Origin of the sequence: Methyloversatilis sp. (genome assembly GCF_051861465.1) — a bacterium.
GTDB lineage: Bacteria > Pseudomonadota > Gammaproteobacteria > Burkholderiales > Rhodocyclaceae > Methyloversatilis.
This window is the reverse complement of sequence record NZ_JBHYCQ010000010.1, coordinates 86227-112526: the sequence shown is the minus strand read 5'-3', so window position 1 is coordinate 112526 and position 26300 is coordinate 86227. Positions and strand designations below refer to the sequence as shown.

20 protein-coding genes are annotated in these 26300 nt (G+C 67.2%); 9 read left to right on the top strand and 11 right to left on the bottom strand.

The annotated features are described in order from the left end of the window. The first annotated feature begins 112 nt into the window (after window positions 1–112). Complete coding sequence (locus ACTIFF_RS14835; protein ID WP_439537526.1) at window positions 113–1027, top strand: LysR family transcriptional regulator; 915 nt, start codon at window positions 113–115, stop codon at window positions 1025–1027. A 16-nt stretch (window positions 1028–1043) separates the two neighbouring features. On the opposite strand, the gene ACTIFF_RS14830 is transcribed toward ACTIFF_RS14835, so the two are convergent. From ACTIFF_RS14830 to ACTIFF_RS14820, 3 genes are read right to left on the bottom strand one after another with little or no spacing between them, the layout of a single operon-like run. Further along, entirely contained in the window at window positions 1044–2750 is a 1707-nt protein-coding gene (locus tag ACTIFF_RS14830) for a nitric oxide reductase activation protein NorD (protein ID WP_439537525.1), read from the bottom strand. Then, a complete protein-coding gene (locus tag ACTIFF_RS14825; RefSeq protein ID WP_439537524.1) occupies window positions 2734–3588 on the bottom strand; it encodes a CbbQ/NirQ/NorQ/GpvN family protein in 855 nt (284 codons plus the stop codon). The genes ACTIFF_RS14830 and ACTIFF_RS14825 overlap by 17 nt, the downstream gene beginning before the upstream one ends. After that, window positions 3585–4625 (bottom strand): aliphatic amidase, encoded by a 1041-nt coding sequence (locus tag ACTIFF_RS14820; protein ID WP_439537523.1) that lies wholly within the window; start codon window positions 4623–4625, stop codon window positions 3585–3587. Before ACTIFF_RS14820 ends, ACTIFF_RS14825 begins: the two co-directional genes overlap by 4 nt. A 302-nt stretch (window positions 4626–4927) precedes the next feature. Between ACTIFF_RS14820 and ACTIFF_RS14815 the strand changes: the two genes are divergently transcribed. Both ACTIFF_RS14815 and ACTIFF_RS14810 read left to right on the top strand, forming a co-directional pair. Continuing rightward, the gene (locus tag ACTIFF_RS14815; RefSeq protein WP_439537522.1) at window positions 4928–7048 is read left to right on the top strand and encodes a type IV secretory system conjugative DNA transfer family protein; all 2121 of its coding nucleotides are present in this window, start codon (window positions 4928–4930) and stop codon (window positions 7046–7048) included. Between the two features lie 19 nt (window positions 7049–7067). Further along, a complete protein-coding gene (locus ACTIFF_RS14810; protein WP_439537521.1) occupies window positions 7068–7859 on the top strand; it encodes a hypothetical protein in 792 nt (263 codons plus the stop codon). 28 nt (window positions 7860–7887) lie between these two features. Here ACTIFF_RS14810 and ACTIFF_RS14805 read toward each other — a convergent pair whose 3' ends face one another. Beyond that, the gene (locus ACTIFF_RS14805; protein WP_439537520.1) at window positions 7888–8658 is read right to left on the bottom strand and encodes an AraC family transcriptional regulator; all 771 of its coding nucleotides are present in this window, start codon (window positions 8656–8658) and stop codon (window positions 7888–7890) included. 103 nt (window positions 8659–8761) lie between these two features. Between ACTIFF_RS14805 and ACTIFF_RS14800 the strand changes: the two genes are divergently transcribed. Next, entirely contained in the window at window positions 8762–9964 is a 1203-nt protein-coding gene (locus ACTIFF_RS14800) for an MFS transporter (protein ID WP_439537519.1), read from the top strand. Window positions 9965–10007: 43 nt separating this feature from the next. Here ACTIFF_RS14800 and ACTIFF_RS14795 read toward each other — a convergent pair whose 3' ends face one another. From ACTIFF_RS14795 to ACTIFF_RS14780, 4 genes are all read right to left on the bottom strand, one after another. Then, the gene (locus ACTIFF_RS14795; RefSeq protein WP_439537518.1) at window positions 10008–11699 is read right to left on the bottom strand and encodes a SulP family inorganic anion transporter; all 1692 of its coding nucleotides are present in this window, start codon (window positions 11697–11699) and stop codon (window positions 10008–10010) included. Window positions 11700–11874: 175 nt separating this feature from the next. Then, window positions 11875–12693 carry a spherulation-specific family 4 protein gene (locus ACTIFF_RS14790; RefSeq protein ID WP_439537517.1) on the bottom strand — a complete coding sequence of 273 codons (819 nt, stop codon included), beginning with the start codon at window positions 12691–12693 and terminating at the stop codon, window positions 11875–11877. A 56-nt stretch (window positions 12694–12749) separates the two neighbouring features. Beyond that, entirely contained in the window at window positions 12750–15713 is a 2964-nt protein-coding gene (locus ACTIFF_RS14785) for a bifunctional diguanylate cyclase/phosphodiesterase (protein ID WP_439537516.1), read from the bottom strand. Window positions 15714–16038: 325 nt separating this feature from the next. Next, window positions 16039–16614 carry a TMEM165/GDT1 family protein gene (locus ACTIFF_RS14780; RefSeq protein WP_257098108.1) on the bottom strand — a complete coding sequence of 192 codons (576 nt, stop codon included), beginning with the start codon at window positions 16612–16614 and terminating at the stop codon, window positions 16039–16041. Between the two features lie 170 nt (window positions 16615–16784). Between ACTIFF_RS14780 and ACTIFF_RS14775 the strand changes: the two genes are divergently transcribed. Further along, window positions 16785–17690, top strand: a complete 906-nt coding sequence (locus ACTIFF_RS14775) for a demethoxyubiquinone hydroxylase family protein (RefSeq protein ID WP_439537515.1) — start codon at window positions 16785–16787, stop codon at window positions 17688–17690. Window positions 17691–17720: 30 nt separating this feature from the next. On the opposite strand, the gene ACTIFF_RS14770 is transcribed toward ACTIFF_RS14775, so the two are convergent. Further along, window positions 17721–18815: a lipocalin-like domain-containing protein gene (locus ACTIFF_RS14770; RefSeq protein ID WP_439537514.1), complete on the bottom strand. Its 1095-nt coding sequence runs from the start codon at window positions 18813–18815 to the stop codon at window positions 17721–17723. 40 nt (window positions 18816–18855) lie between these two features. Further along, window positions 18856–20067, bottom strand: coding sequence for a glycosyltransferase (locus ACTIFF_RS14765; protein ID WP_439537513.1), 1212 nt, complete (start codon window positions 20065–20067; stop codon window positions 18856–18858). A 146-nt stretch (window positions 20068–20213) separates the two neighbouring features. Here ACTIFF_RS14765 and ACTIFF_RS14760 point away from each other — a divergent pair, with 146 nt between their 5' ends. The 4 genes from ACTIFF_RS14760 to ACTIFF_RS14745 all read left to right on the top strand — a co-directional run bounded on the left by ACTIFF_RS14760 (window position 20214) and on the right by ACTIFF_RS14745 (window position 25440). Continuing rightward, on the top strand, window positions 20214–21290 hold the full coding sequence (locus ACTIFF_RS14760) for a glycosyltransferase (protein ID WP_439537512.1): 1077 nt from the start codon (window positions 20214–20216) through the stop codon (window positions 21288–21290). Between the two features lie 125 nt (window positions 21291–21415). Beyond that, a complete protein-coding gene (locus ACTIFF_RS14755; protein WP_439537511.1) occupies window positions 21416–22450 on the top strand; it encodes a PEP-CTERM sorting domain-containing protein in 1035 nt (344 codons plus the stop codon). 72 nt (window positions 22451–22522) lie between these two features. After that, complete coding sequence (locus ACTIFF_RS14750) at window positions 22523–23719, top strand: glycosyltransferase (RefSeq protein WP_439537510.1); 1197 nt, start codon at window positions 22523–22525, stop codon at window positions 23717–23719. Beyond that, on the top strand, window positions 23716–25440 hold the full coding sequence (locus ACTIFF_RS14745) for a glycosyltransferase family 2 protein (RefSeq protein ID WP_439537509.1): 1725 nt from the start codon (window positions 23716–23718) through the stop codon (window positions 25438–25440). The genes ACTIFF_RS14750 and ACTIFF_RS14745 overlap by 4 nt, the downstream gene beginning before the upstream one ends. Here the strand turns inward: ACTIFF_RS14745 and ACTIFF_RS14740 are convergent, their stop codons facing one another. Continuing rightward, on the bottom strand, window positions 25441–26217 hold the full coding sequence (locus ACTIFF_RS14740; RefSeq protein WP_439537508.1) for a ferredoxin--NADP reductase: 777 nt from the start codon (window positions 26215–26217) through the stop codon (window positions 25441–25443). Window positions 26218–26300 lie beyond the last annotated feature (83 nt).

Sequence of the window (26300 nt, the reverse complement as noted above, 5' to 3'; positions counted from 1 at the left end):
CAGGAGCGTTGGCGCTGCGCCAAAGACGCACGCGAATGACGCAGCGGTATGCGATGGACTGCACGGTATCCGCTTTGTTTTATTAGATCGACTGGTTAATCTTGCAAGACCTATGAAGCCAGACTTAAAGATAGACGCTGCCATCCTGCCCGCGCTGACCGCCTTCGAATGCGTCGCGCGCAACGCCGGTTTTTCGCGCGCGGCGGCCGAACTGGGCGTGTCGGCGTCGGCGCTTTCGCAGTCGGTGCGCGGGCTCGAACAACGCCTCGGCGTGCGTCTGCTCACCCGCACCACGCGCCGCGTCGCGCTGACCGAAGAGGGCGAACGCTTCTACGACGGCGTGCGCGTCGGACTGGACGAACTGGGCAGCGCGCTCGAACTGCTGGCGCAGTCGCGCGGCCAGGCCACCGGCACGGTGCGCATCAACATGCCGCGCGTCGCCTACGGCCTGCTGATCGCGCCACATCTGGCCAGCTTCGCGGTGCACCACCCCGAAGTCGGGCTCGAATTCGCGCTCGACGACGGCCTGGCCGACATCGTCGCTGCGCGCTTCGATGCCGGCATGCGGCTGGGCGAAAGCATCGAAGCCGACATGGTGGCGGTACGCATCGGCGACTCGCAACGCATGATCACCGTCGCCGCACCGGATTACCTCGCCCGGCGCCCGGCGCCGCGCACGCCGGAAGACCTCGCCGCGCACGAGTGCGTGCGCTACCGCTATCTGTCGAGCGGGCGCACCGCGCGCTGGGTGTTCCAGCGCGACGACCGCACGCTCGAAGTCGAGGTCGGCGGCCGCTTCATCGTCAATGACGCCGACGCGGAAATCGACCTCGCCTGCCGCGGCTTCGGGCTGGCGCAATCACTCGAATCGCTGGTCGCCGCCGATCTGGCCGCCGGCCGGCTCGTGCGCGTGCTCGAACGCTTCGAAATGCCGCTGTCCGCCTTCCATCTGTATTTTCCGAGCCGCGCGCAGATGCCGGCGCGGCTGCGCGTGTTCATCGACCACTTCCAGGCGGCCAATGGGTGAGATTCAAGGGGCAAGGTCAGAACTTGCCGGTGGTGGCCTGCATCTGGCGGATGAGCAGGTGGGGCAACTGCTCCGGGTGGCGCAGCGCGACGTAGCGGCCGGACGGGAAGATGCGGCGCAGCGATGATGAGGCGCCATCGGGCGCGCTGTGCAGGCACGCGACGGCGATGCCCGCGCGGCGCGCGTCGGCCAGTGCATGCGCCAGGTCTTCGGTCAGGTAGCGCGGATCATGGATGTCGACGTCGTGCGGCTCGCCATCGGTCAGCAGCAGGATGAGGCTGCGTGACCGTGCCGGCAGCTGTGCCGTGGCGTGGCGCAGCGCCGCGCCCATGCGGGTCGAGCCGGCGCTGACCAGACCGCCGGCACGCGCCAGCACCGTGTCTGCGCAGGCCCCTTCTTCGCGATCCTTGACGCGCTGCACGCGCACTCTGTGGCGTGTGTCGGATGCGAAGGCTTGAACGGTGCAGCGATGTCCAGTGGCCTCCAGTGCCGCGGCGGCGAGCAACGCCGCCTCGCGCAGCGCCTCCAGCACCGTGCGGCCTGACGGCAGCGTCAGCGCGGTTGACGCCGACGTATCGATCAACAGCAGCACGTCCATCGCCTCGACGCGGGCCGCGCTGTCGCGGTACAGCCGGCGCTCCGGATCGTGTCCGGCGCGCAGCGCGATGCCGGCGTCGATCAGCGCGCCGGTATGCAGCAGATCGCCGTCCTTGCTGCGTCCCTGTGTCGGCCGACGATCCGACACGGCCGCTGCCTGCAGCAGGCGCACCGTGCGGGCGAGGTGGCGTTCAAGTCCGGCGCGCACGGCGGATGTCTGCGCCCGCGGTGCCGGCGTTTCGATCACGGTGCTCCAGTCCGGCCGGGCGCGGCCGATCAGGCGGTCCCATTCCGGATAGGTCACGGTGCGCAGCGCCGTTTCGATCTGCAGCACGCTCGCCGCAGCGTCGCCGGCGTCGCTGCCGGGTGTGCCTTGCGGCGGCGGACGTTCGAATATCGTGTCGGCGTCGTCATCGCCCGACGCACCGTCCGCATCCGGCCGTTCCTGCTCCAGTGGCGTGGCGGACGGCGGCAGCTTTTCGTCGCGCACCCATAAGTGATGATTGTCATCGCGGTAGGCGACCGGTTCGACCTGCCAGCCACCGGGGTTCAGGCGCAACCGCATCTGGCCGACGTCGTTGCCGAGCCGCGACGCGGCCTCGCGCAACTGTGCCGGTGTTTCGAGTGCCAGCCCGCCGTCCGGCGTGAAGAACAGCCCGCGCACCTTCGCCATCCAGGCGTGGCCATCCTCGTGTGCCGGATCGAACAGGCAGCGCGACAGACGCGCAAGCAGCGCTTCGGCGCCATTGCCCCAGCTTGCGTCGGCAACGTGGTGCGGCGCCCACAGCCGGCGCAAACCGGGCAGCGCCTGCATGGCCAGCCATTCGACGCGCGCGTCTTCGAGGATTTCGAGCAAGGCGCGCTGCACCGGCTTGAGCCGGGCGCGCTCGAACGGCTCGCCGCCGAAGCTCAGATGCGCGGCCGCGTGCGCGGCACGGGCGCGCTGCAGTACTGCGTCGCCCGTGGCCGGCAGATGCAGCACCGGCCGGCTGCCTTCGATGCCCAGTATCGGACGCGCCGTGTCATTGGCTGCCGGCAGCGCGGTCAGCCTGGGCGCGACATCCCACAGCGCGCGCAGGTACATCGACAGCGCGCGCGAACTTGCGCGGTCAGGCGAAGCAGGCATCGATGGCCGCGATCAGCGCCGCTGCGACCTCGCGGTCGTCGGTCAGCGGGCCGGCAACCGCCTGCCGGCAGGCAGAGCGCGCCGACAGGCCCTGCGCGATCAGCGCGCCGGCGTGGATCAGCATGCGGGTGCTGGCCCCTTCGTCCAGGCCGTCACCGGCCAGCCGGCGCGTGCGCTCGGCGAGCGCCACCAGTTGGCGCGCGGTGTCGGCCTCGACACCGCTCTCGTGCGTGACGATGGCGCACTCGTGAGCGGCGTCCGGGTAGCCGAATTCGAGCGCAGTAAAGCGTTGCCGGGTCGATGGCTTCAATGTCTTGTGCACGCCGTGGTAGCCCGGGTTGTACGACACGACCAGCCGGAAATCCGGGTGCGCGAGAAGCAGCTCACCGGTCGCGGCCAGCGGCAGCTGGCGCCGTGCGTCGGTCAGCGGGTGGATGAGCACGGTGGTGTCGGCACGCGCCTCGACCACCTCGTCGAGATAGCAGATCGCGCCGAAGCGCACAGCGCGCGTCAGCGGCCCGTCCTGCCAGCGCGTGCCGGCCGCATCGAGCAGGAAGCGCCCGATCAGGTCGCCGGCGGTCAGGTCTTCATGACACGCAACCGTGATCAGCGGCAGGCCGAGCCTCCACGCCATGTATTCCACGAAGCGTGTCTTGCCGCAGCCGGTCGGACCCTTGAGCATGACCGGCAGGTGGCGCGCATGCGCCGCCTCGAAGGCCTCGACCTCATCGCCGGCGGCCGTGTAGTACGGCTCGTCGGCCACGCGCCAGTCCGACAGCGGATCGGCGCCCGCTGCGCCGTCCGCCAGCCGCAGGTCGGCCGTCGCGGGTGAAATCACTTGTGACCGATCGTGGCCGGGTTGGGCAGCCCTTCGATCGGACATTCCTCTGTGCCGACGGTGTCGCGCGTGAACGCTTCGACCGCCTTGCGCGTGCCTTCCGGATCGTTGATCCACTTCGAGTAGAAGTCGTACGGGCACGCCGCCACGCCCTTGTCTCCTTCGCGCGAATTGATCAGGCCGGTGTAGCCGCGGTGCAGCAGCTTGAACAGGTGGTTTTCCGACTGGCCGTTCTTGCGGAAGTCGCGGATCAGGCTCTTGGACAGCGCCGCATACTGGATGCCCATCTCTTCCTCGCCGCATTCGCCCAGCGTGCGACCGTCGAAGCCCACGATGGCCGAGTGGCCGAAGTAGGTATAGACGCCGTCGAAGCCGGCGGCATTCGCCACCGCGACGTACACGTTGTTCGCGAATGCCATCGCTTTCGAAATGGTGATCTGCTGTTCCTTGGCCGGATACATGTAGCCCTGGCAACGCACGATCAGCTCGGCGCCCTTCATCGCGCAGTCGCGCCAGATTTCCGGATAGTTGCCGTCGTCGCAGATGATCAGGCTGACCTTCATGCCCTTGGGGCCTTCGGACACATAGGTGCAGTCGCCCGGATACCAGCCCTCGATCGGCACCCAGGGCATGATCTTGCGGTACTTCTGGACGATTTCGCCCTGATCGTTCATCAGGATGAGCGTGTTGTACGGCGCCTTGTTCGGGTGTTCCTCATGCCGTTCGCCGGTCAGCGAGAACACGCCCCACACCTTGGCTTTCCTGCAGGCCGCCGCGAAGATGTCGGTCTCGTCGCCCGGTATGGCCGCCGCGTTGTCATACATTTCCTTCGAGTCGTACATGATCCCGTGCGTGCTGTACTCCGGGAAGATGACGAGATCGAGGCCGGGCAGGCCGGCCTTCATGCCGACGACCATGTCGCCGATCTTGCGCGCGTTGTCGAGCACTTCCGCCTTGGTGTGCAGGCGCGGCATCTTGTAATTGACGACCGCGACGCCGACCGTGTCCTTGCTGCTCGAAATGTCTCCGTGGTGCATGAAATCCTCGCTCGCAGAATGGAATCGACTGTCCATTGTGCGAACGGCGCGTCGCGCGCCAATACGTCGATTGACGTATCGGGCGACGTGTCATCGTGCCTCGCGGTCGGTCGATCGTGTGCCGCAAGCCTTGCGCGTGGGCGCCAGCGCCCGCAAACTCACCGCGGGGTGGTCAGCCCAGATCGACAACTCGATACAAGAAACAGGTGCATCCGCGCGCCGCTGAACGACCCGTACCCGGAAGGGAAACGTAGCCGTTTTCGACCTGATGCGGAGTGCCGATCAACCGGGAGTCAGCGCGCATGGAGTTCTTCATTTCACTGGTGAGCATCGCCTTCTTTCTGGCCGGGGTCGCCGTGCTCGGGTTTTTCGGGCATCGCAAGGCGCTGGCAGGCGCGGACGCGGCTTCGGTGCCGGCAGACTTCGCCACCTTCCTGCCGCAATGGTTCAAACAGCACCTGGTCGCCGTCATCGTGGGGGTGCTCGTGACCTTTCTGACCGGCGGCGTCGGCAGCTTCTTCGTGCTGGCGATCTGCGCCTGGCTCTGGCTGAAGCCGAAGGGCGCCGAGAAGGTGACCTACTCGAAGGAAGAAGATCTGAAGAAGAAGGCCGACGATGCAGCTGCGCAGTGGCTGCAGAGCCTCGGGCCGACTCATTCGGCGCGCGTACCGGTCATCGATGCGCTGTTCACCGAGCGATCGCAAACGCTTGAGGTGTGCCACTACTGCACCTGGCAATACGCGGGCGTGGACGACCGCTGGAAGGACGCCTACTACTGGACAACCGTCAGCCGCAGCCTGGCGGCGATGGACAACAAGGAACGCGAATTCCTGCGCATCGCCGAGTTGCTGAACAGCTCGGCCGACGGCAAGGATCCGCTCTACCGTGGCTGGCGATTTGCGCTCGTGTGGTCGCAGGGCAAGGGGGCGAGCGGCGCGTCGCAGTGGAATCTGGGCACTGCACACACCGATAACAAGACGCCACGGCAGGCGCTCGATCATGCGGTCGAACGGCTCAACTTTTCGGTCGACAACGTCATCACGAAGATACTGAGCCATCTCGCCGAACTGAAGGGAAAGTCCGATCTGCCGGCTGGCATCCGCGAGCTCGCGCAGGACGCCAGCGAGCAGCTGATCGGCGGCGGCAGCACCTGGCTGCGGCCGGCCGACATCGGAAAGACCGTGTTCGCCGAGTCGGGCGATTTCCCGCTTTACATCGGCTCGTTTGCCGACGGTACGCCGCTGACCTATTCCGGCGAAGGATCGATGGTCACCATCGCCCCGCCGGGGTCGGGCAAGACGCAGTGCAATGTATTCCCGAACCTGCTGGCCTGGCCCGGGCCGGCGGTGGTGCTCGACGTGTCGGGCGACATCTACGAGAACACCAGCAAGTGGCGGGCCGATAACGTCGGGCCGGTGTTCCGTTTCAATCCGCTCGAACCGGACCAGAGCCACCACTACAACCCGCTCGCCTTCGTGCGCAGCGCGCCGGAATTCATCTGGGAAGACGCCCGCCTGCTGGCCGACATGATGATCGTGCCGAGCGGGGCGGCTGATCCGTTCTGGGAGAACGAGGCGCGCACCGTGCTGTGCGCGGCCATCGCCAACGTGTGCTACCAGAACCCGCCGGACAAGCGGCCGATGCATGCGGTACTCGACGTGATGTTCGGCGGCGAGGCCTGGGACACCATGATTCTCGAGCTGAAGACCGCGGTGGACGTGCGTGTCATGATGCAGACGGCCACCGCACTCGGCGAAATGCCGGAAAAGACCCGCTCCAGCGTGCTGCAGACCGCGCGTTCCAGCCTCAATGCGTGGACCGGCGAACGCGTCGCACGCATCACCGATCGCTCGGACTGGAGCCCCGAAAATCTGCGCAACGGCAGCAACCCGACGATCTACATCGTCGTGCCGCCCAATGCGGTCGAGTCCTATCTGTCGCTGCTGCGCGTGTTCATCGGCCAGCACATCCGTATGCTCACGGGCGGCAAGGTACCGGCGCGCGGTTCGGCACCGATCCTGATCATGCTCGACGAGTTGCCGCGCCTGAAGGAAATGCCGCCGGTCGACGAAGCGCTCAATATCGGCCGCAAGTACGGCCTGCGGCTGTGGATGTTCGCGCAGAGCGTGGGGCAGTTGCGCAACGCCTACAAGAACGCCGACGGCATGCTGGGCAGCTGCGCGGTGCGTATCTTCATGAATCCGACTGGCGCCGACGGTCTGGCCGAACGGCTGTCGGACGAGATCGGCTTCGTCGATGCGCTCGATGGTTCTCGCAAGAAGCTGGTCGAAGCGTCAGAACTGGCCGGACCCAACTACCGCGAACAGCAGATCGTGCTCGGTCTGGCGACGCGTCCGGCCAGGGTCAACAAGGACTACGCGTGGCGCAATGAAGGCCTGAAGGCGCGCATGGGCAGCGTATGACGACCCGCGGGAGCACGCCATGAGTGAAGGGATCGACCATCAGGCTGAACGGGCTCGACTGATTGCCCGGCAGACTGAATTGCGCAACGAATACATGGAAGCCATCCGGCAGCAGGACATGGCAAAGGACCCGCTGTCCGCGCCGGAGTCCGTGCCGACGGCACGCGCGATGCCGCAGGTCGAGGCCGATCTGGCCCTGGTCGATCAGCAGATCAACGATATGACGCGCGCACAGGAGCAGGCGATGACGCTGGACCTGAAACCGACGTCGGCACCGGTGACAGAACTGCTTCTGGAAGGCGTGGACAAGGTTGCGCAGATGGGTGGCGTCGTCCTTGAAGGCGCGCTGAATGGCGCTGTCGGACAGCAGATCGCTCAAGCGGTCGAGCATGTCGAAATGCACATGAAGAACCGCGGGATGCTGGTCGATGCGCTGGCCGATTCGCACATCAACTCGAAGGAAGCCGAACGGGAGAACGCCCTGCTCGATGAAGTGCGGCGTGTTGATCTCGATCCGCAGCTCGGCAAGACGCTCGAAACCATCGACCAGACATTCGCGCAGAAGAAGCAGGAACTCGACGGCAAGCTCGCCGCGCTGCAGGAGAAGTTCGACGAGCGTCATGCCGACAAGAGCGCCGACGAAAAGCTGGCCCTGCAGGCCAAACTCGACAAGCAGTTCGACGAGTTGCGCATGCAGCTGGAAAAGGCGCAGGAACTGGAACGCCAGCGCGCAGTTGATGCCCAGGCACGGGAGCAGACGGCGCGCGCGAATGCGGTGCGCGATGCCCGCGACGATCCCTTTGGCCGCTGAACGATGACAATCGGGCCGGCACTCAGCGTTACGCCGGGCCGGCGGGCTCGTTCCTGAGCAGGCGCCGCATCATCGCCTGCAGCGCCTGCGTGCTGCGATAGCCGACACGGCGCGCCACGTCCTTGGGCGCGCTGCCTTCGGCCTGCTTCATCAAGGTGTGCAACAGCCGCAGACGACGCCGCCACTCGCCGAAGCTGAGACCGGTTTCCGCGCGGAAGCGGCGCGTCAGCGTGCGCCGGCTCACGCCGACCTGCAGCCCCCAGGTGTCGATGTCGAAGCCGATGGCCGGATCATTCACCAGCGTTTCGCACAGCTTGCGCAGGCGTGCATCGTCCGGCAGCGGCAGCGCGAACGGCGTGGCAGGTGCGCGGGCGATTTCCGACATGATCAGTGCAGCCAGATGCGGCCCCCGCCCGGCCGGGTCGTACAGCACCGGTTCGTCGGCCAGCGCCTGCAGTGCCGCGTCGAGCAGCGGCGACACGAGGATGACGCGGCACTGATCGGCCACGGTGCGCACGCTGTCGTCGGGCACGAGATAGGCGGTACGCATGTCCACCTCGCCGTGCATGGCGATGTCGTGCGTCACGCCGCCAGCAATCATCAGGGCGTGCCCCGGTGGAATCACCCAGGTGCCGCGCGACGTTCGCGCAATCATCAGGCCGCTGATCGCGTACAGCAGCTGTGCCCGCACATGACTGTGCTGCCCGGTATGCGACATCGACGGATACCGGCGGGCCATCACGGCCACTGCGTGCGGCACATGCTGGAAGTCTGCCGGGTTGGTGGAGCGCATCTGCATGGTCTGTTCAGGGTTGGCCCGATCGCAATGATTTTCGACCCGGACGCGCGAACGGGTCAACGTAGGCTGGAAATCCGCCCTCATCGAACGGAGCTCCCGCGCCATGAACCCCGCCACGCTGTCCCGCCGCACCGTCATCTTCGTCAACATCGCGCACGCGCTCGACCACTTCGTGCTGCTGATCTACCCGACTGCGGTACTCGCGATCGCGACCGAACTCGGACTCGACTACGCCACGCTGATTGCACTGGCCACCGGTGCGTTCGTCGCCTTCGGCCTGTTCGCGCTGCCATCGGGCTGGGTGGCCGAGCGGCTTGGCCGCCGCAACATGCTGGGCATCTTCTATTTCGGTTGCGCCGCGGCCTGCGCCGGCCTGTCGACGGCGACCTCGCCCACCGCGTTCGCCGGCTGGCTGCTGCTGCTCGGCATCTTCTCCGCCATCTACCATCCGATCGGATCGGCCATGCTGGTCACCCATGCGAGCCGACTCGGACGCGATCTCGGCTGGAACGGGGTGTGGGGCAATCTGGGGGCCGCCGCCGCTTCGGGCGTGACCGCACTGATCGCGGTCACGCTGGGCTGGCGTCTCGCCTTCCTGCTGCCCGCCCTGGTGTGCGCCTTGGCGGGGGCGGCCTTCCTGTGGATGGTGCGCAGTGACGGCGTGCCGGGCAGCCGCAGCAGGAACGACGCCCCGGCCCTGCCGGTGCGCAAGCCCGGCCTGCTGATGATGCTGTTCGGGCTGGCCATCCTGGCCGGCGGCATCACCTTCAACGTGACCACGATCGCGCTGCCCAAGATCATCGACGAGCGGCTCGGCCTGTCGCTGCCGCTGCTGCTGACCGGATCGCTCGCGACCGTGGTGTTCGTGTTCGGTGCGGCGACGCAGCTCGCGGTGGGTCGCCTCATCGACCGCATCAGCCTGCCCGCGATCTTCATCGGCATCGTGGCGCTGGCCCCGCTCGGGCTGGGCATTGCCAGCGCGGGTGCCGGTTTCACGCTGCTGCTCGGACTCACGCTGGCCATGGTGTCGATCTACGGCCAGGTGGTCATCACCGATGCCATGGTGGCGCGCTACGTGCCGCCCGCCTTGCGCACCCGCGCCTTCGCCATCCGTTACTTCCTCGGCTTCACGGTCAGCGGATTCGCGCTGCCGCTGATTGCGCTGTTGCACGGTCAGGGCGGCTTTTCGGTGGTGCTGGGCGCCACGGCGGTGGTCGGCGGCGTCATCCTCGCCTGCGCCGTCCCGATGCTCCTGTTCGCCCGCCACCCCGGCGCGCTCGAACCGCACCGGGGGCAGACAGCCTGAAGTGCCCGCCCTGCGGCAGGCAAGGCGTACGACGCGGTCCGCCCTAGGCGTAAGCCACCGCCGGCTCGCGCGGGCGCACCGACTGCGCCCGCAGCAGCGCGTCGGTGATGTTGCCGGCGATGTTCTCCTCGCCCAGCCGGTCGGCGAAGCCGGAGCGGCGGATCAGCGAACCCGGCTGTTCGTTCAGGTCGCACAGGATGAGCGTGGCGCCGCGCCGGGCGAGGTTGCGCTGCAGCGTCTGCAGGATGTCCAGCCCAGTCGTGTCGATGCTGATCACCTTTTCCAGGTCGAGGATGACCGCGTCCGGGTGACCGTCCTGCATCAGCAGCAGGTTCTCCAGCTTGTTGGCGGCGCCGAAGAACAGCGAGCCGGTCAGCCGGTAGGCCAGGATGCGCGGCGTGCCATCTGCCCGGGCGAGCGCCTCGACGCCGTAGAAGTCCTCCAGCGGCAGGCGCTCGATGCGCGTCAGGTCGGACATGCGGTAAATGAAGAACAGGCTGGCCAGCGCCATGCCCAGCTCGACCGCCAGCGTCAGGTCGAACACCACGGTGACGAAGAAGGTGGCGAGCAGGATGGTGCGATAGGGCGTCGAGTAGCGCGCCAGTTCCTTCGGCGCGAAGGCGTGCCATTCGCCCATGTTGACCGCCACCACGACGACGATGGCCGAAAGCGTGGCCAGAGGAATGTGGCTGGCCAGCGGCGCCAGCGCCAGCACGATGGTCAGCAGCACCCCGGCGTGGATGATGCCGGCCACCGGCGTGCGTCCGCCGGTGCGCACATTGGTCGCGGTGCGCGCGATGGCGCCGGTGGCGGCAAATCCGCCGAACAGCGGCGCGGCGACATTGGCGATGCCCTGCGCCATCAGTTCCTGGTTCGGATCGTGCCGGTCGTCGATCTGGCTGTCGGCGATGCGCGCCGACAGCAGCGATTCGATGGCACCCAGCAGCGCGATGGTCAGTGCCGGCGCGATCAGCTTGCCGAGCAGGCCGAACGACAGCGCCGGCAGGCCGATGTCCGGCAGCTCGCGTGGAATGCCGCCGAAGCGGCTGCCTATGGTGTCGACCGGCAACTGGATGAAGGCATTCACCGCGGTCGCAATGACCAGCACCGCGAGCGGGCCGGGCAGGCGACGCATCCATGCGACCTCCTTGGCCAGCCGGTTCCAGCCCAGCAGCACGGCCAGCGACGCGCACGACAGCGCAAGCGTGGCACTGTCGAGCGTCGGCAGCGCCCGGTACAGCGCTTCCATCTTGCCGAAGAACTCGCCCGGCAGGCTGTCGACACGCAGGCCGAGGAAGTCCTTGATCTGCGATACGAAGATGACCACCGCGATGCCGTTGGTGAAGCCGATGACGACCGACAGCGGGATGAAGCGGATCATGCTGCCGAGTCGGAACGCGCCCATCGCGAGCAGCATGACGCCGGACATCATCGTGGCGATCAGCAGGTTCTGCACGCCGTAATCGACGACGATGGCGTAGATGATGGGGATGAAGGCACCGGTCGGGCCGCCGATCTGCACCCGCGAGCCGCCCAGCGCGGAAATCAGGAAGCCGGCGACGATGGCGGTCCAGATGCCGGCGGTCGGCGACATGCCGCTGGCGATCGCGAACGCCATGGCCAGCGGCAGCGCGAGCACGCCGACCGTGATGCCGGCCGACAGGTCGCCGGAAAACTGCCCGCGGTCATAGCCGCGCAGCGTGTCAAACAGCTTGGGTCGGAACTGGATGTTCATGAAATCTCCGCATCGATAATGAGTGCCATGCGATGTGCGGAGAGGGGCGCCAGCGGGCGGCGCGCTGCCGGACGACCCAGCGACGGGTCGGTGTCAGTGGCACGGGATGGCGCCGGAAATGCTCATGGCGACATTGTCGGCTGCGCTGCGGGTATGTGTCCAGCGGCTGCGCGCGTCAGCGCGGGCGCCGGCGCAGGCGTGCGACGAGCAGCGCGAGGCCGGCGACCAGACCGGCCCATGCCGACGGTTCCGGCACCGCCGCGGCGTAGGCGGCTTCGGCTGCCCAGTAGGACGGCAGCGTGTCCCACGGATTGTCGCCGCGGTCGTCGGTGACATAGACGTGGCCGACGTTGTGCGCCCGCGCCGTGTCGATGATGGTGCGCATCGCGTCGGTATCCGCCACGTCGTAGACCAGATGCGCGAAACGCGTGGCGTCCTGCGCCGCGGTCCACGGCTCCGGCGCGTAGCCGGCGTATTCGGCGGCCGGGCTTTCGAAGGTGACCAGCACGTCGGCCGTCGCGAGCCAGGCCTCGGGCGTCTGCGTGCCCGGATTGGCGACGATGTGGTTCCGTTCGAAGCCACCCTTGATGTAGGCGTGCAGCGACCGGTAGTAGCCGAGGTGCTGCGCGAGATTCGACACTTCGTCGAGAAAGATGCCGTCCACGCCGTACTGTGCGTAGTAGCGGTCGATCTCGGCCTTCACCAGCGCTTCGCTGCGGGCGCCATAGCCGGTGTACACATATCCGATCAGGCGACCTCCGGCCGCCTGAAAGGCGTTCGCCACCGCTGCGTAGTCGCCGTCAAAGGCCGCACCGGGGCCGCTGTCCGGGTTCAGGATGGCGGTGATGGCCACGTCCGGCGCGGCGTCGGCCAGCGTCTGCCAGTAGGTGACGCCGTCATCCACCGGATAGAAGTAGGCCGGTACCAGCAATTCGAGTGCGTTGACGGTATGGCTGCTGAACATGAGGACGGCGCTGGCGATGAGTTTGTTCATGACGACTCCGGATCGGGCGATGCGCGGATCATCCGGTCATTGTGCGGCGTTGTCGATCACCGCGGCTGCGGGGCCTCGGCGAGGAAGGCCTCGAGCGCCTCGGCGGTCAGCGGGCGGGCGAACAGATAGCCTTGCGCGTAATCGCAGCCGGCCAGGATCAGCAGGTCGCGCTGCTCGGCGGTTTCCACGCCTTCGGCGATCACCTTGATGCCCAGCTTGTGCGCCATGACGATCATCGCCTCGCACAGTGCCAGTTCGCTCGAATGCGGTGCCAGTCCCTGCACGAAGGAGCGGTCGATCTTCAGGTAGTCGATGGCGAACTTGTTCAGGTAGGACAGCGACGAATAGCCGGTACCGAAATCGTCCAGCGACACCTGGACGTGCGCTTCACGCATGCGGCGCAGTTTGTCGAGCACCTGCGCATCGGCGTCGAGCAGTGTGCCTTCGGTGATTTCGACCGTGACCAGTTCGCCGGTCGCACCGGCCCGATGCAACACATCCACGATGTCCGGGTACTGCGACTTCTTGTTGCGGAACTGCACCGGTGACTGATTCACGCTGATCTGCACCGGCTCGTCGAACTGCTGCTGGAGATAGAGTGCGAAGGCCAGCGCGGTGCGCACGACCCAGTCGCCCAGCTCCATGATGAGGCCGGTCTCTTCGGCGATCGGAATGAATTCGACCGGTGACACGATGCCGCGCTCCGGATGGTTCCAGCGGATCAGGGCCTCGGCCTTGTGCGTCTGCCCGGTCGCCAGATCGACGATGGGCTGATACACCATGTAGAACTGCTTTTTCGCGATCGCCTCGTGCATGTCGCCCACCAGGCGCATGCGCTTTTCGGCGCGCTGCTGCATCGACGGCGTGAAATAGCTGAGACGGTTGCGGCCCAGATGCTTGGCGTCGTACATCGCCTGATCGGCCTGCTTGAGGAGATCTTCGATGCAGCGCGCGTCGTGTGGATAGAGCGTGATGCCGACCGAGGCCGTCACGTACACCAGTTCCGAATCGAGATGGAAAGGTCGCTGCAGGGCGTCGAGGATGTTCTGCGCAATGCGCTCGGCCGTGCCCATGTCATCAAGCCCCGACACGACAACCGTGAATTCGTCACCGCCCAGACGGGCCACGAGATCGGTCTCGCGCAGGCAGGACGACAGGCGCTGCGCCGCCAGCTGCAGCAGCAGGTCGCCGCGGTGGTGGCCGAGCGTGTCGTTGATCTCCTTGAAGTGGTCAAGGTCGATGAACATGACCGCCAGCGGCTGACCGGTGCGACGCGACTGGCGAATCTCGTGATCGAGCCGGTCGAGCAGCATGAGCCGGTTCGGCAACTGCGTCAGCGCATCGTAATTGGCCTGGCGCCAAATGATGTCTTCGGTCTTCTTCTTCTCGCTGATGTTGCGCACGATGCCGAGCACCGCCGGCGCGCCCTGGAACATGAAACGCGAGGCGATCAGCTCGATCCAGATGACCTCTACACCGCCCTTGCGCAGGAACTTCGCCTCGTACTGACGCAGCGGTTCGATGGCACCGCTGATGCGCTGGATGAAGCGTTCGGTCCACAGTTCGAGAAAATCCGGGTGCACGATCTGGTCGAAGCGCAGGCCGGTGAACTCATCCGGCGCGTAGCCCAGCATTTGCGGCAGCGCCGGGTTGCTGAACACGAAGCGGAAATCCTGCGACACGAACACGCCGTCGGCCATCGCGTTGAGCAGCGCACGGTGGCCGAATTCGGCGGCTTCCAGCTCCATCAGCACACGCCGGCGATCGGTCACATCGGTGTGCGTGCCGACCATGCGCAGCGGCTCACCGGCTTCATCGCGACTGACGACCTTGCCGCGATCGAGTATCCAGCGGTACTCGCCGTCCTTGCAGCGCACGCGGTGCTCGTTGATGTAGGTCGTGGCTTCGCCGCGGATGTGTGCCTGCACATCCGCCATCACCGACGGCATGTCATCCGGATGCACGCGCGATGTCCATTCCGTCAGATCGGACCCGATCTCGTGCTCTTCGAAACCGAGCATGCTTTTCCAGCGCCGGCTGAAGAAGACGGTGCCATCGGGCACGTTCCAGTCCCACAGCCCGTCACCCGAACCTTCGATGGCAAATTTCCAGCGGATTTCACTGTCGAGCAGCTTCTGTTCGGCCTGCCGCTGCAGCGTCAGATCGCGCCAGGTGGTGATGAACACCTGGTGGCCCTGCATCGTCAGCGCGGTGAGCAGTACTTCGATGACCAGCGTGTCGCGGTACGGACTGCAGATGGCCCACTGGAAACGATGGCTGCCTTCGCGCGCAGCGATGGCATTCATTTCCAGGGCCTTCTCGGCCGAATCGCGCCCGTCCGGCTGCCGCCGCGGTGAAATGTCGGCCGGGCTGAGGGCACGGATTTCGTCCCGATTCGGATAACCGAGCATTTCCATGGCTGCCGGATTCCAGTCGATGAACACGCCCGACGCCGCGTCGAGCAACAGCATCGGATCGGCGATCTTGTCGAACAGCAGCTTGAAGCGTCGGTCGTCTTCGGCGATCGAGGTGACCTGCCTGAGCGCGCGCATCAGCTCGAACTGGTCCATCACCATCCTGGCCAGCACCTGCAGCTGGCAGATCGCGTGCGCAGCGAGCTGGCGGGGCTGGCGATCGGCGATGCACAGCACGCCGAGGGCGCGGCCGTCGTCGGCCCTGAGCGGAACGCCGGCGTAGAAGCGCAGCCCGAGCGGACCGGTGACCAGCGGGTGCTCCCGCTCGAACGGCGACTCGCGGGCGTCTTCTACGATGTAGGGACCGTCCTGCTGGATGGCGGACGAGCACAGCCCGTTGCAGCGCGGAATCTCGCGCACATCGAGACCGTGCGCCGACTTGAACCACAGACGGTCGGCATCGACCAGGGTGACGAGGGCCAGCGGCACCTGCATGAGTTCGGCCGTCAGCGCAGTGATGTTGTCGAAACGTTCATCACGCGGCGTATCGAGGATGTCGTAGCGCCTCAGCGTGTCGAGGCGCTTCGATTCCTCATCAATGGACATTTCCCTGTCGTGCATGCCGAATGTGTGCTCGCAGCCCTGTTGTCGGGTCGTTCCGGCGCGCGCCGGCAAAGCTCTCCGTGATGCCCTGGCGAACCTCTGGAACTCAATATGCCAGCGCCGTCCCGGCGCGAAGTGTCTCGTGCAGTCATTAACGGGAAAATGTCACGCTGCCTTGAACCTGAAATCCTCATCGGACCGGTTGCGATGACGCCAGACGCACCGCGACCATGTGGAGATCGGCACGTATGGCGTGGGCAACCGCCAGGCGGGATCGCTTCGACCTCGCGTGCGCGGCAGGCAGCGCAGCGCGCGTTGCGCAGTGAAACTATCCGAGCAGCCGATCGACACCGAGCAGGGTCAGCAGACCGAGCGCGGCGAAGATCGCGGCGGCAATGCCATGCACCAGCTTCATCGGAATCTTCGCGCCGAAACGGTCACCGACGAACACCGCCGGCACATCGGCGATCAGCATGCCCAGCGTGGTCCCCATGACGACCAGCAGCGGACTGGCGTAGTGCGCCGCCATGGCGATGGTGGCGATCTGCGTCTTGTCACCCATCTCGGCCAGGAAGAAAGTGACCAGCGTGGCGCCGAACACCCCGAGGCGCGCCGCGACCTTCGTTTCCTCGTCCTCGATCTTGTCCGGAATCAGCGTCCAGATCGCCATGCCGATGAAGGACAGACCGAGCACCCAGCGCAACACCTCCGGGCTCAGTACCGAAGTGATCCAGCCACCGAGCGCGCCGGCCAGACCGTGATTGACCAGCGTCGCACACAGGATGCCGGCGATGATGGGCAGGGGCTTCCTGAAGCGTGCGGCCAGAATGAAGGCCAGCAACTGGGTCTTGTCGCCGATTTCGGCCAGTGCGACCACGCCGGTCGACACGATGAAGGCTTCCATGATGCTGTGCGGTTTGTCGGTCCGAGGGCGGGGCGTGAAGTTAGCACGAAAGGTCGGCCGTGACCGTGCCGCAGCCGGGTTGAACAATTGCGGTTCCGCCGCGTCTGAGCGGCGTGGTTGTTGTCCTCGTTGCGCCTTCGTTGTGCCTTTCTTCCCTTCCTTCGCCCGCCATGACCACGCCCGACATCGAATCCCCCACCGGCCTGACCGTGCTGTACGACGGCGACTGCCCGCTGTGCCGGCGCGAAGTCGGCGTCTACCGGGGCCTGCGCCCGCTGCGGCCGCTGCACTGGGTCGACGTCAGCGACCGGCAGCTCGCGCTGCCGGTCGCCGGTGAGCGGGCCGACTATCTCGCGCGCTTTCATGTGCGGCGCGACGACGGCGAAGTGCTCAGCGGCGCACGCGCCTTCATCGCGCTGTGGGCGGTCCTGCCCGGCTGGCGCTGGCTGGCCCGCGCCGGCGCGCTGCCGGGCGTGGCCAGCCTGCTCGAAGTCGCCTACCGGGGTTTCCTGCGCGTGCGCCCATCCATGCAGCGCGTCGCGCGCGCGCTCGACACGCCCGGCGTGCCGCACGACCTGATCGGCGAACTGCGCTCGGACCATGCCGGCGAAACCGGGGCGGTGTGGATCTACCGCGGCATCCTTGCCGTATCGCGCGACCCGGTGGTGCGCGAATTCGCGCAGCGCCACGGGGTGACCGAGCAGCAGCACCTGGACCGGATTTCGGCGCTGCTGCCGCCGTTGCGGCGCAGCGTCCTGCTGCCCGGCTGGCGTGTCGCCGGCTTCCTGACCGGCGCGCTGCCAGCACTGTTCGGCGCGCGCGCGGTGTTCGGCACCATCGGCGCGGTGGAAACCTTTGTCGACCGTCATTACCAGCAGCAGATCGACCGTCTGCCCGACGACGGCAGCCACCCGGCCTTGCGCGCGCTGCTGGTCGAGTGTCAGGCCGATGAATGCGCGCATCGCGACGAAGCGCTGGGCCATGGTGACCTGCCCGACGGCTGGCTGATGCGCAGCTGGTGCGCTCTGGTGGGCGGCGGGTCGGCGTTCGCGGTGACGATTGCGCGGCGGCTCTGAATGGCGGTCTGATGCCGATCGCCGGCGCGTTCAGAGGCGCAGGGCCCCGGCGTAGCCGGTCAGCTCCAGATAGCCGCGCCCGACCGGTCGCCCCGCCTCCGCTGCGCTGACCGCGCCTTCCCAATAGATCGCGCCGCTGCTGGCGCGGCTGTCCAATTCCTGGTCATCCATCAACGGCTGCAGCGCAAAGCGACGATCGCCGACGCGGATATCCAGCGCGACCGGATAGCGGCCAGCCGTGCGCGGACTGAGCCAGGTGCGCAGCACGGTGAATTCGATGTCGGCCGGCGCGAACTGCCGCTCGCCCCGCGCGTCGCGCAGCGTCGCCGATGCCCACATCGCGCGGCCCTCGCCATCGCGCATGCGGAACACCATCAGGGCGCCACCATCGTCCAGATTGAGCCCCAGCCAGTCCCAGCCGGTGGCACCGTCAGGCATCAGCGCGCTCGACCACTCATGGTCCAGCCACGCGCGGCCGCGCACGCGCTGCCGACGACGACCGATGTCCAGTGTGCCGGCCACCGCGAGCTGCGGCCAGCTCAGATAGTGACTGGCATGCGCCGGGTCGGCCGCCTTCTGGCTGAAGCCGGCGTCGCCCTGCCACAGCACCGGCTGGGTCGGCGTGAAATCGAGTGCATAGCCGAAGTCGGGCGCCGCGATGCGCGCGGCCAGATGCTCCGGCGCAGGGTTGCGGCGCAGGCTCCAGTCGTCGATGTGTACATCCAGATCGCTCAAAGACGCCTCGGCCAGGCTGAAGCCGGCGCGCGCAATCTTCTGAGCATGCAGCAGACGGCCGCGTGCGGCGTCCGATACCGCGGCATGCGCGAACAGGATCTGGCCCGGTGCGAAACGGCTGGCACTGGCGTCGTGCGCGGGCTGGCGCACGCGGAAGAAGGTGAGCTGGAAGCCGACCGGCGCCGCGCCATCGCGCTCCAGCCAGCCGGTGATGTACCACCACTCGATGCGGTGGCGCGGGTGCGCACCGTGGTCGCGGGGCAGCACGAGGGGCGTGCCGCGCACGACCGGGTCGAACTCCGGACCGTGCGCCAGGGCCGGCAGCGCGGCGAGCAGCGGCAGCTTGAGCAGCAGGCGTCGCAGCGTAAGGTCGGCGTGAGGGGGCGTCATGCGCGTTGGACGCCCGCCGCGGCAGGGGTTCCGCTGCCGGTCACGCCGCGCCGTGCGCGAGGCACCGCTCCAGCGCGTCCACGACCTGTACCCCGGTATGGTCCGGTCGCACGCCGGCATGGCGCCCGGCCAGCGCCATGGCGGCCGCGGAGAAGGAGGTGTCGTCGATCAGCCTGCGCAGCAGCACCGGATAGTCGGTGCCGCGGCTGCCCGGCTCGACCATCAGCCCGATGCCGGCTTCGACCACGCGGCGACCTACCATGTACTGCTCCATGTGATTGGGCACCACCAGTTGCACGCATCCGGCCAGTGCGGCGGCGCTGACGGTGCCGATGCTGGCGTGCGACAGCACGATGCGCGCCTGCGCGGTGGCCAGGTCCATGCGCACCGGCGCCGGCTCGAATCGGATGTTGGGCGCGCCCAGTTCGCGCGCCGTCGCGGCCGACAGCCCTTTCGCATGCACCACGCTGCGCAGCCCGGGCTGGCGCAGGGCCGCCATCAGCGCCGTGAAATCGGCGTGTTCGGGCGACACATAGGCGAACACGGGGATGCCCTCGCCTTCATCCTGCGGCCACTGCGGCTGCGCGCCGGCGTCGTCGACGAAGCTCGGGCCGACGCGCACCACGCTGTCCGGATAGGCCGGGTAGTGCGCCAGCTCCGGCAGCGAAGCCACGATGCACAGGACGTCGGCGAACAAGGCGGTGAGCCGGGGCAGCGCGGGCTGGCCCAATGCGGCGAGCGCGGCGTTGACCGCACGCAGCACGGTGGCGTCGCTGCCGGCGCAGGCAGCGGTATCGGCCGCATCCCAGTAATGCAGCGCCGGGAACACGTCGCCGAAGGCCGGCACTTCGAACCCGTTGCCGACGGCAGCCACCGGAAAACGATATGCGCGCGCCGCCAGCATTGCGGTCGGCGCGTGGTCGCACACCAGCAGATCAGGCCGACACAGGTCGAACAGCGTGCGCCAGCCGGACAGCAACCCCGCCAGTCCGGCGGGATCGAGCCAGCCGGCCGACGCCAGCACGGCCGAAAAATTGACCAGACCGGGCGGTCTGGCCATGCGCGGGAGCCAGATCGGCGACTGCATGACCGCAAATCCTTCGCCGACCACGCGGCCATGCGCACGCGACAGATCCTTCAGCGCGAACACCACCTCGTGACCGCGCCGGCGCAGCACGCGCGCCGTCAGCAGCATGCGGTCGAGGTGGCCCATGTTGGCGCCGAGTTCCCACGCCATCAGCACGCGGCTCATGGCGACAAGCCTGTGCAAGAATCGCGCGTCCGTTCCGACCGCGCGCAGGGGTTTTCCATGGTGTCCGACTCATCCGGCAATGACATGAAGCAGGCGCAGAGCATACGGGCGCCGCACGCGCCCTGTCACGCGCCGGGCGGCCGGGCATGAACGCGCGCCGGGTGGTGCTGTTCGTCACCCACGACCCGTTCTGGCGTCTGGGCGGCGGCGAGCGCACGCGCAATCTGGCGCTGGCCTGGATGCTCGGCCAGTTGTTCGAGCTGCACCTGTTCTGCCTCGCGCCGGTCGGCGAGGCCGACCACAAGCGGCTCGCCGCGCTGCGCGTGTCGGCCACGCTGCATGCCTGCGCCGATCCGGAACCGGCGGCCGCACGTGCGCAGCTGACCGATCTGGTCGGCGCGATCGCTGCCCATGCCTGCCTGTTTGCGCGCCTGCGGCTCGACTTTCTGGCTGACGCGCTGCCGCCCGGCGTGCTGCGCATCCTGGACACGCATGATCTGGTCAGCGACAACGTGGCGTCGCGCGCGCGAGTCGGGCTCGAGCCCTGGGGCGGCGTCGATATGTCGTTCGACGAGGAGATGGCGCGGCTGGCCCGCTACGATCACGTACTGCTGATCCAGCAGGATGACGCACGTCGCGTGGCGGCCGCCATCGGGCCGCGGGCGCTGTGCGTGCCGCACCCGGTGATGTTCGCCCGCCAGCCGGTGCGGGCACAGGGCCGCGTGCTGGGCTTTGTCGCCAGCGGCTGGCAGGGCAATGTCGACGCACTGGACTGGTTCGCCCATGAGGTCTGGCCAGCGCTGGAGGGCGTGACCGCCGAACTTCATGTGTGGGGGTCGGTGTGCCAGGTCTGGGCACCACCCGCCGGGGTGACGGCCATCGCACACGGCTTCGTCGCGGATTACACCGCCCTCTGGGGCCGCATCGACGTCGCCATCAATCCGGTGCGCTGGGGCTCCGGCCTGAAGATCAAGAACGTCGAGGCGCTGGGCCATGGTGTACCGCTGGTCACGACGATCGAAGGCGCGCGTGGACTGGATGACGACGCCGGCCGCTGCTTCCGTGTGGCCGACGATCCGGACGGCTTTGCGCAGCACTGCCGCGAACTGCTGGCCGACGCCGCCCTGCGCGAACTGACCGGCGCGCGCGCCCACGACTACGCGGCGCAGCACTTTTCGCCGCAAACCTGTTTTGCGCCATTGATTCGTGCGCTTTCAATTTGATTTCCGTCAGATTTTTTAACACTTTGGTCATACGAGCCGACCACACCCTTGATTTTTTGGTGATTTTTTTTGGGCCTCGTTTTTGCTTAGGGGACTCCACACATCAACCCTCACCGGAGAAGCCCATGGAAGCCAGACTTCCCAATGCAAAAACCATCGCCCTGGCAATCGGTGCGGCCTTCAGCGCACTGTCGCTGCAGGCGCAGGCCAATCCGATTTCGGTCGACGCACGCTACAGCCTCGGCGGCGGCTCGGAAATCACCGAACCGACGCTGACCGGCAGCAATGTTGACTACTACCTCTGGAAGGACACTCCCGGCGGCAACTCCGTTTTCTTCCATACCTACGGCTACGAAAGCGGCGGTCAGGCCAATTTCGGCGCTCGCTCGTCCGGTGAAGGCATCTTCACGGCGTGGAGCCGGGTCAGCTACAGCACGCTGGTGGATGTCACCGGCACCCAGGCCGTCAACTTCGACTTCCGCGTCGACAACACCGAACTGGCGTTCTACAACGCATTCATCGGCCAGACCGGCAGCGCCCGACTCGAGCTGGTCATCAGCATCGACGGCACCGAGCTGACGCGCGAAGACATCCGTCTGGATCTGGCTTCGACCGGCACCATCACGTGTACCGACGCCGGCAGCGGTCAGCTCGACAGCTACATCGAATGCCCGCCTTCCGCACTGGCGAGCATCTCGCAGAACTCGCGTGACTTCTCTGCCGATCTGGGCATCCGCTCGGGCGACTTCACGCTGCAGTACGACATCATCGCCACCGTGTCCGGGAACATGCTGGGCGGCACCGATTGCAGCTCCTACGGCGAATTCGTCGAAGACGGCTACGGCAACGGCGCCATCCAGTTCGGCAACGTCGTCGAGCAACCGCAGCTTGCCGCCGCTGTTGCGCAGGACGTCGAGGTCAACCCGTTCCCCCAGTTCGGCTGCAGCCCCGGCCAGGCGATCGCCCGCAGCGGTGACCCCAACAGCTTCTCGTTCGCCAATCCGGGCCCGCAGCAGCTGGTGATCCCGGCGAACAACACCGGTCCGTTTGGCATCACGCAGCGCGCGGTCGACAACACCGTACCCGAACCGGCGACCCTCGCACTGGCCGGACTGGCGCTGGCCGGACTGGCCGCGGCGCGACGACGCAAACCCGGCTGATTTCACGACAGCCTTCACACAACGGCACCTGCGGGTGCCGTTGTTGTTTGGGCAGCCGCTACCATCGCAGCCATGGCGCGCATACTTTTCTGCTGGGAACTGGGCGGTGACTACGGTCACCTGTCGCGGCTGCTGCCGATCGCGCTGGCGCTGCGCGATCGCGGACACGAACCGGTGTTCGCCGTGCGCGACCTGCTGGGCGCCGAAGCGCTGCTGCACCGGCATCACCTGCGCTGGCTGCAGGCGCCGCTGTGGATCGGCCAGGTCACCGGGCTGCCGCCACCGATCAGCCATGCCGAACTGCTGATGCGCTTCGGCTTCCTGAACACGCGCGCACTGACCGGTGTCGCACGGGCCTGGCGCGCGATGATCGACCTCGTGCAGCCCGACCTGCTGGTGATGGATCACGCGCCGACGGCGCTGCTGGCCTCGCGCGGGCTGGGCACCCCGCGCGTCAATCTGGGCGACGGTTTCTGCATTCCGCCCGGCGGGCGGCCGATGCCGCCGTTCCGCTGGTGGCAGCAGGAAAACATGAAGCGTGTCGCCGATTCGGAGGCGCACGTGTGGAAAACCGCGAACGAAGTGCTGTTCGCGCTGGACGCGCCGCCGCTGGCGAGCCTGTCGGAACTGACTGCCTGCGATGCCTCGCTGATGCTGGGCTTCGCAGAACTCGATCACTACCCCGATCACCCGGGCGCGCACTGGCTCGGACCGCTGTTCAGTCTCGGCCAGGGCACCGACGTCGTCTGGCCGGAGGGCACCGGCCCGCGCGTGTTTGCCTATCTGAAACCCGGTTATCCGGCGATCGACGCCGCGCTGGGCGCGCTGGCGAAATTGCCGGCGCGCGTGCTGGCCCATGTGCCGGGCGCCTCGGCGCAGACCGTCGCCACGTTTTCGCGCGGGTCGATGCGCATCAGCGTCGAACCGCTGGACATGGAGGCGGCCCGGCGCGACTGCGATCTCGCGGTGTGCCATGGCGGCAACGGCACGGTGTCGGCCATGTTGCTCGCCGGCAAACCGCTGATCGTGCTGCCGTCACAGATGGAACAGGTCATGACCGCCAAACGTCTTGAAACCCTCGGTGTCGCCGCCGTGGTGATGCCGGATGCCGCGGCGGCCATTACGGCGCTGTTCAGGAAGGCCCTCTCGAACGCAGCCCTCGGTCAGGCGGCGCGCGCCTTCGCGCAGCGTCACACCGGGTACGAACCGCAGCAGACGATCCGGGCCGTCGCCGATCGCTGCGAAACCCTGCTGGAGCCGCACCGATGAGCACGCCGTCCCGCGCACCGTCTCGCGCACCGTCTTTTTCCATCGTCATCTGCAATTACAACTACGCGCAGTTCGTCGGTCAGGCGATCGACAGTGCGCTGGCGCAGCGCTATCCGGCCGACAAGGTCGAGGTGGTCGTCGTCGATGACGGGTCGACCGACGATTCGCTCGCAGTGCTGGCGCGCTATCGCGACCATCCGCAGGTGAAGGTGCTGCAGCAGCCCAACCGCGGCCAGTCCGCCGCCTTCGACGCCGGCGTGCGCGCCGCCACCGGCGAACTGGTGTGCCTGCTTGATTCCGACGATCTTTGCCTGCCGGACAAGTTGGCGGGCGTGGCCGCCTGGATCGCCTCGAAGGCGATCGACACCGAGCGGCTGTTTCTTTGCCACGACCTCATCCTGCGCGACGAGCGCACCGGCGAATCGGCGCTGGACACCTGGTTCCAGATCGTCGGCATCGACAAGCTGGACGACATCTACGATCTCGACGGTCGGCCGATGTTCTTCCCGTTCTCGGTACCGACCGGGCTGGTGTTCGGGCGCACGCTGGTCACCGAGTGCCTGGCCGCGATTCCGGCCTGGGCGTTTCCGCGCGGTGCCGACGGAGCGCTGTGCCCGGCGGCGCTGATCAGGAGCGGCTGCGTTCACTACCTGCGCCAGAGCCTGGGCATCTATCGCATCCATTCGACCAACGAATTCGGCAGCCTGCGCAACGGCCGCTATGCGCCGCGCATCGACCTGCGCGACCGCACGCCGCGCCAGCTGCACTTTCTCGACCAGTGGGTGGACATGGCCGATCTGGAACCGGCGCACCACGCGCGTGCCCGCAGCTACTTCCGGCGCTGGGAAAAGCTGCAGCGCATGCCGACCGGCGACCGCGGCGTCGCGGCGGCGCGCATCAGCATCGCGCTGATCGGTCGCGGCGACGCCGCCGGCGTGTCGGCGAGCGTCACCTCGGCACTCGATCAGCGGTATCCGGCCTGCGAGGTGCTGCTGCCCGCCGCGCTGTCCTGTCCGGCAATGCCCGACGGCGCAGACATCCGCCGCTACGACGACGGCGCGGATGGGGCGGACGCCCTGACGCGCCTCATCGCGGCGGCGCGCGCGGCCTCGGGTGAATCCATCGTGTTCCTGCCGGTGGGTGACCGCCTGGACCGCGATTTCGTCGAACGCCATCTGTTCTATCGCCAGTACGGCGCGCTGGTCGGCGTGACCTGCAGCGACGTGCGGCTGATCACGCCGGGCGGCGAGCTGGTGCATCAGAACGCGTTCGCGCAAAGCGGCGCCTGGGCACAGGCGGTGCAGCAGATTCCGCCGTTCGCGACCGGGCTGAGTCAGTGGGTCGCGCCACCGCTGGCGGCCTGCATGTTCCGGCGCGACCTGCTGGTTGAACTGGCCGGCGCGCCGGACGGCCAGCCCTGGCCGGCGGACATGGCTGAAGCCGGTGGCTGGTGGCCGGTGCAGCTGGCGCTGCACACGTCAGGTCTGCTGCGCTTCCGGGAAACGCTGTGCAGCGTGCGGCTGGCCAGCGGCACGCAGGCCAGCTACGGCTGGCTGTCGGCGCCTCACACGCCGGACGGACGGGTGATCGAACCAGCGGTCGCCGGCGTCACCGACTGGCTGCGCAACTGGCATGCCGGACATCGGGACACGCTGACGGCGCGATTGCCGGGGGCCTGGCAGCAACGTTTTCCGGCCTGGCTGGACGCCCAGCGCGGCTGATCAGCGCTCGACGAAGGCCCGTTCGATCACGTAATCGCCCGGCTCGCCGACACCCGGCGATACGACGAAGCCGCGCGCGTCGAGCAGGTCGGCGGTGTCCTTGTTCATGCTCGGGCTGCCGCAGATCATCGCGCGGTCGGTGTCCGGATTGAGCGGCGGCAGACCGAGGTCATCGGTCATCTTGTTGCTGACGATGAGGTCGGTCAGGCGGCCGCGGTTGCGGTAGGGCTCGCGCGTGACGCTCGGGTAGTACAGCAGCTTGTCGCGCACGTCATCGCCGAGAAATTCGTCATTCGGCAGTTCGCGTTCGATGTAGTCCTGATAGGCCAGCTCGTTCACATGGCGCACGCCATGGAACAGGATCACCTTGTCGAAGCGCTCGTACGCTTCCGGATCGCGGATCAGGCTCAGGAAGGGCGCCAGCCCGGTGCCGGTGCCAAACAGGTACAGGTGTTTGCCCGGCTTGAGGTCGTCGAGCACCAGCGTACCGGTCGGCTTGCGCCCGACCAGGATTTCATCGCCTTCCTTCAGATGCTGCAGGCGCGACGTCAGCGGGCCGTCCGGCACCTTGATGCTGAAGAACTCCAGATGCTCCTCGTAATTGGCGCTGGCGATGCTGTAGGCGCGAAGCAGCGGCTTGCCGCCGGTTTCCAGACCGATCATGACGAAGTGACCGTTGCGGAAACGCAGGCTGGGGTCGCGCGTGGTCTTGAAGCTGAACAGCGTGTCGTTCCAGTGATGCACGCTGAGGACTTTTTCGGGAGCGACGGTGGCCATGGCAATGATCAGATTCGTTGAGCAGTCTGCTTTATAGCGAGTTCGTCGCATATAACTCAAGAGGCGAACAACCAATGATTCGA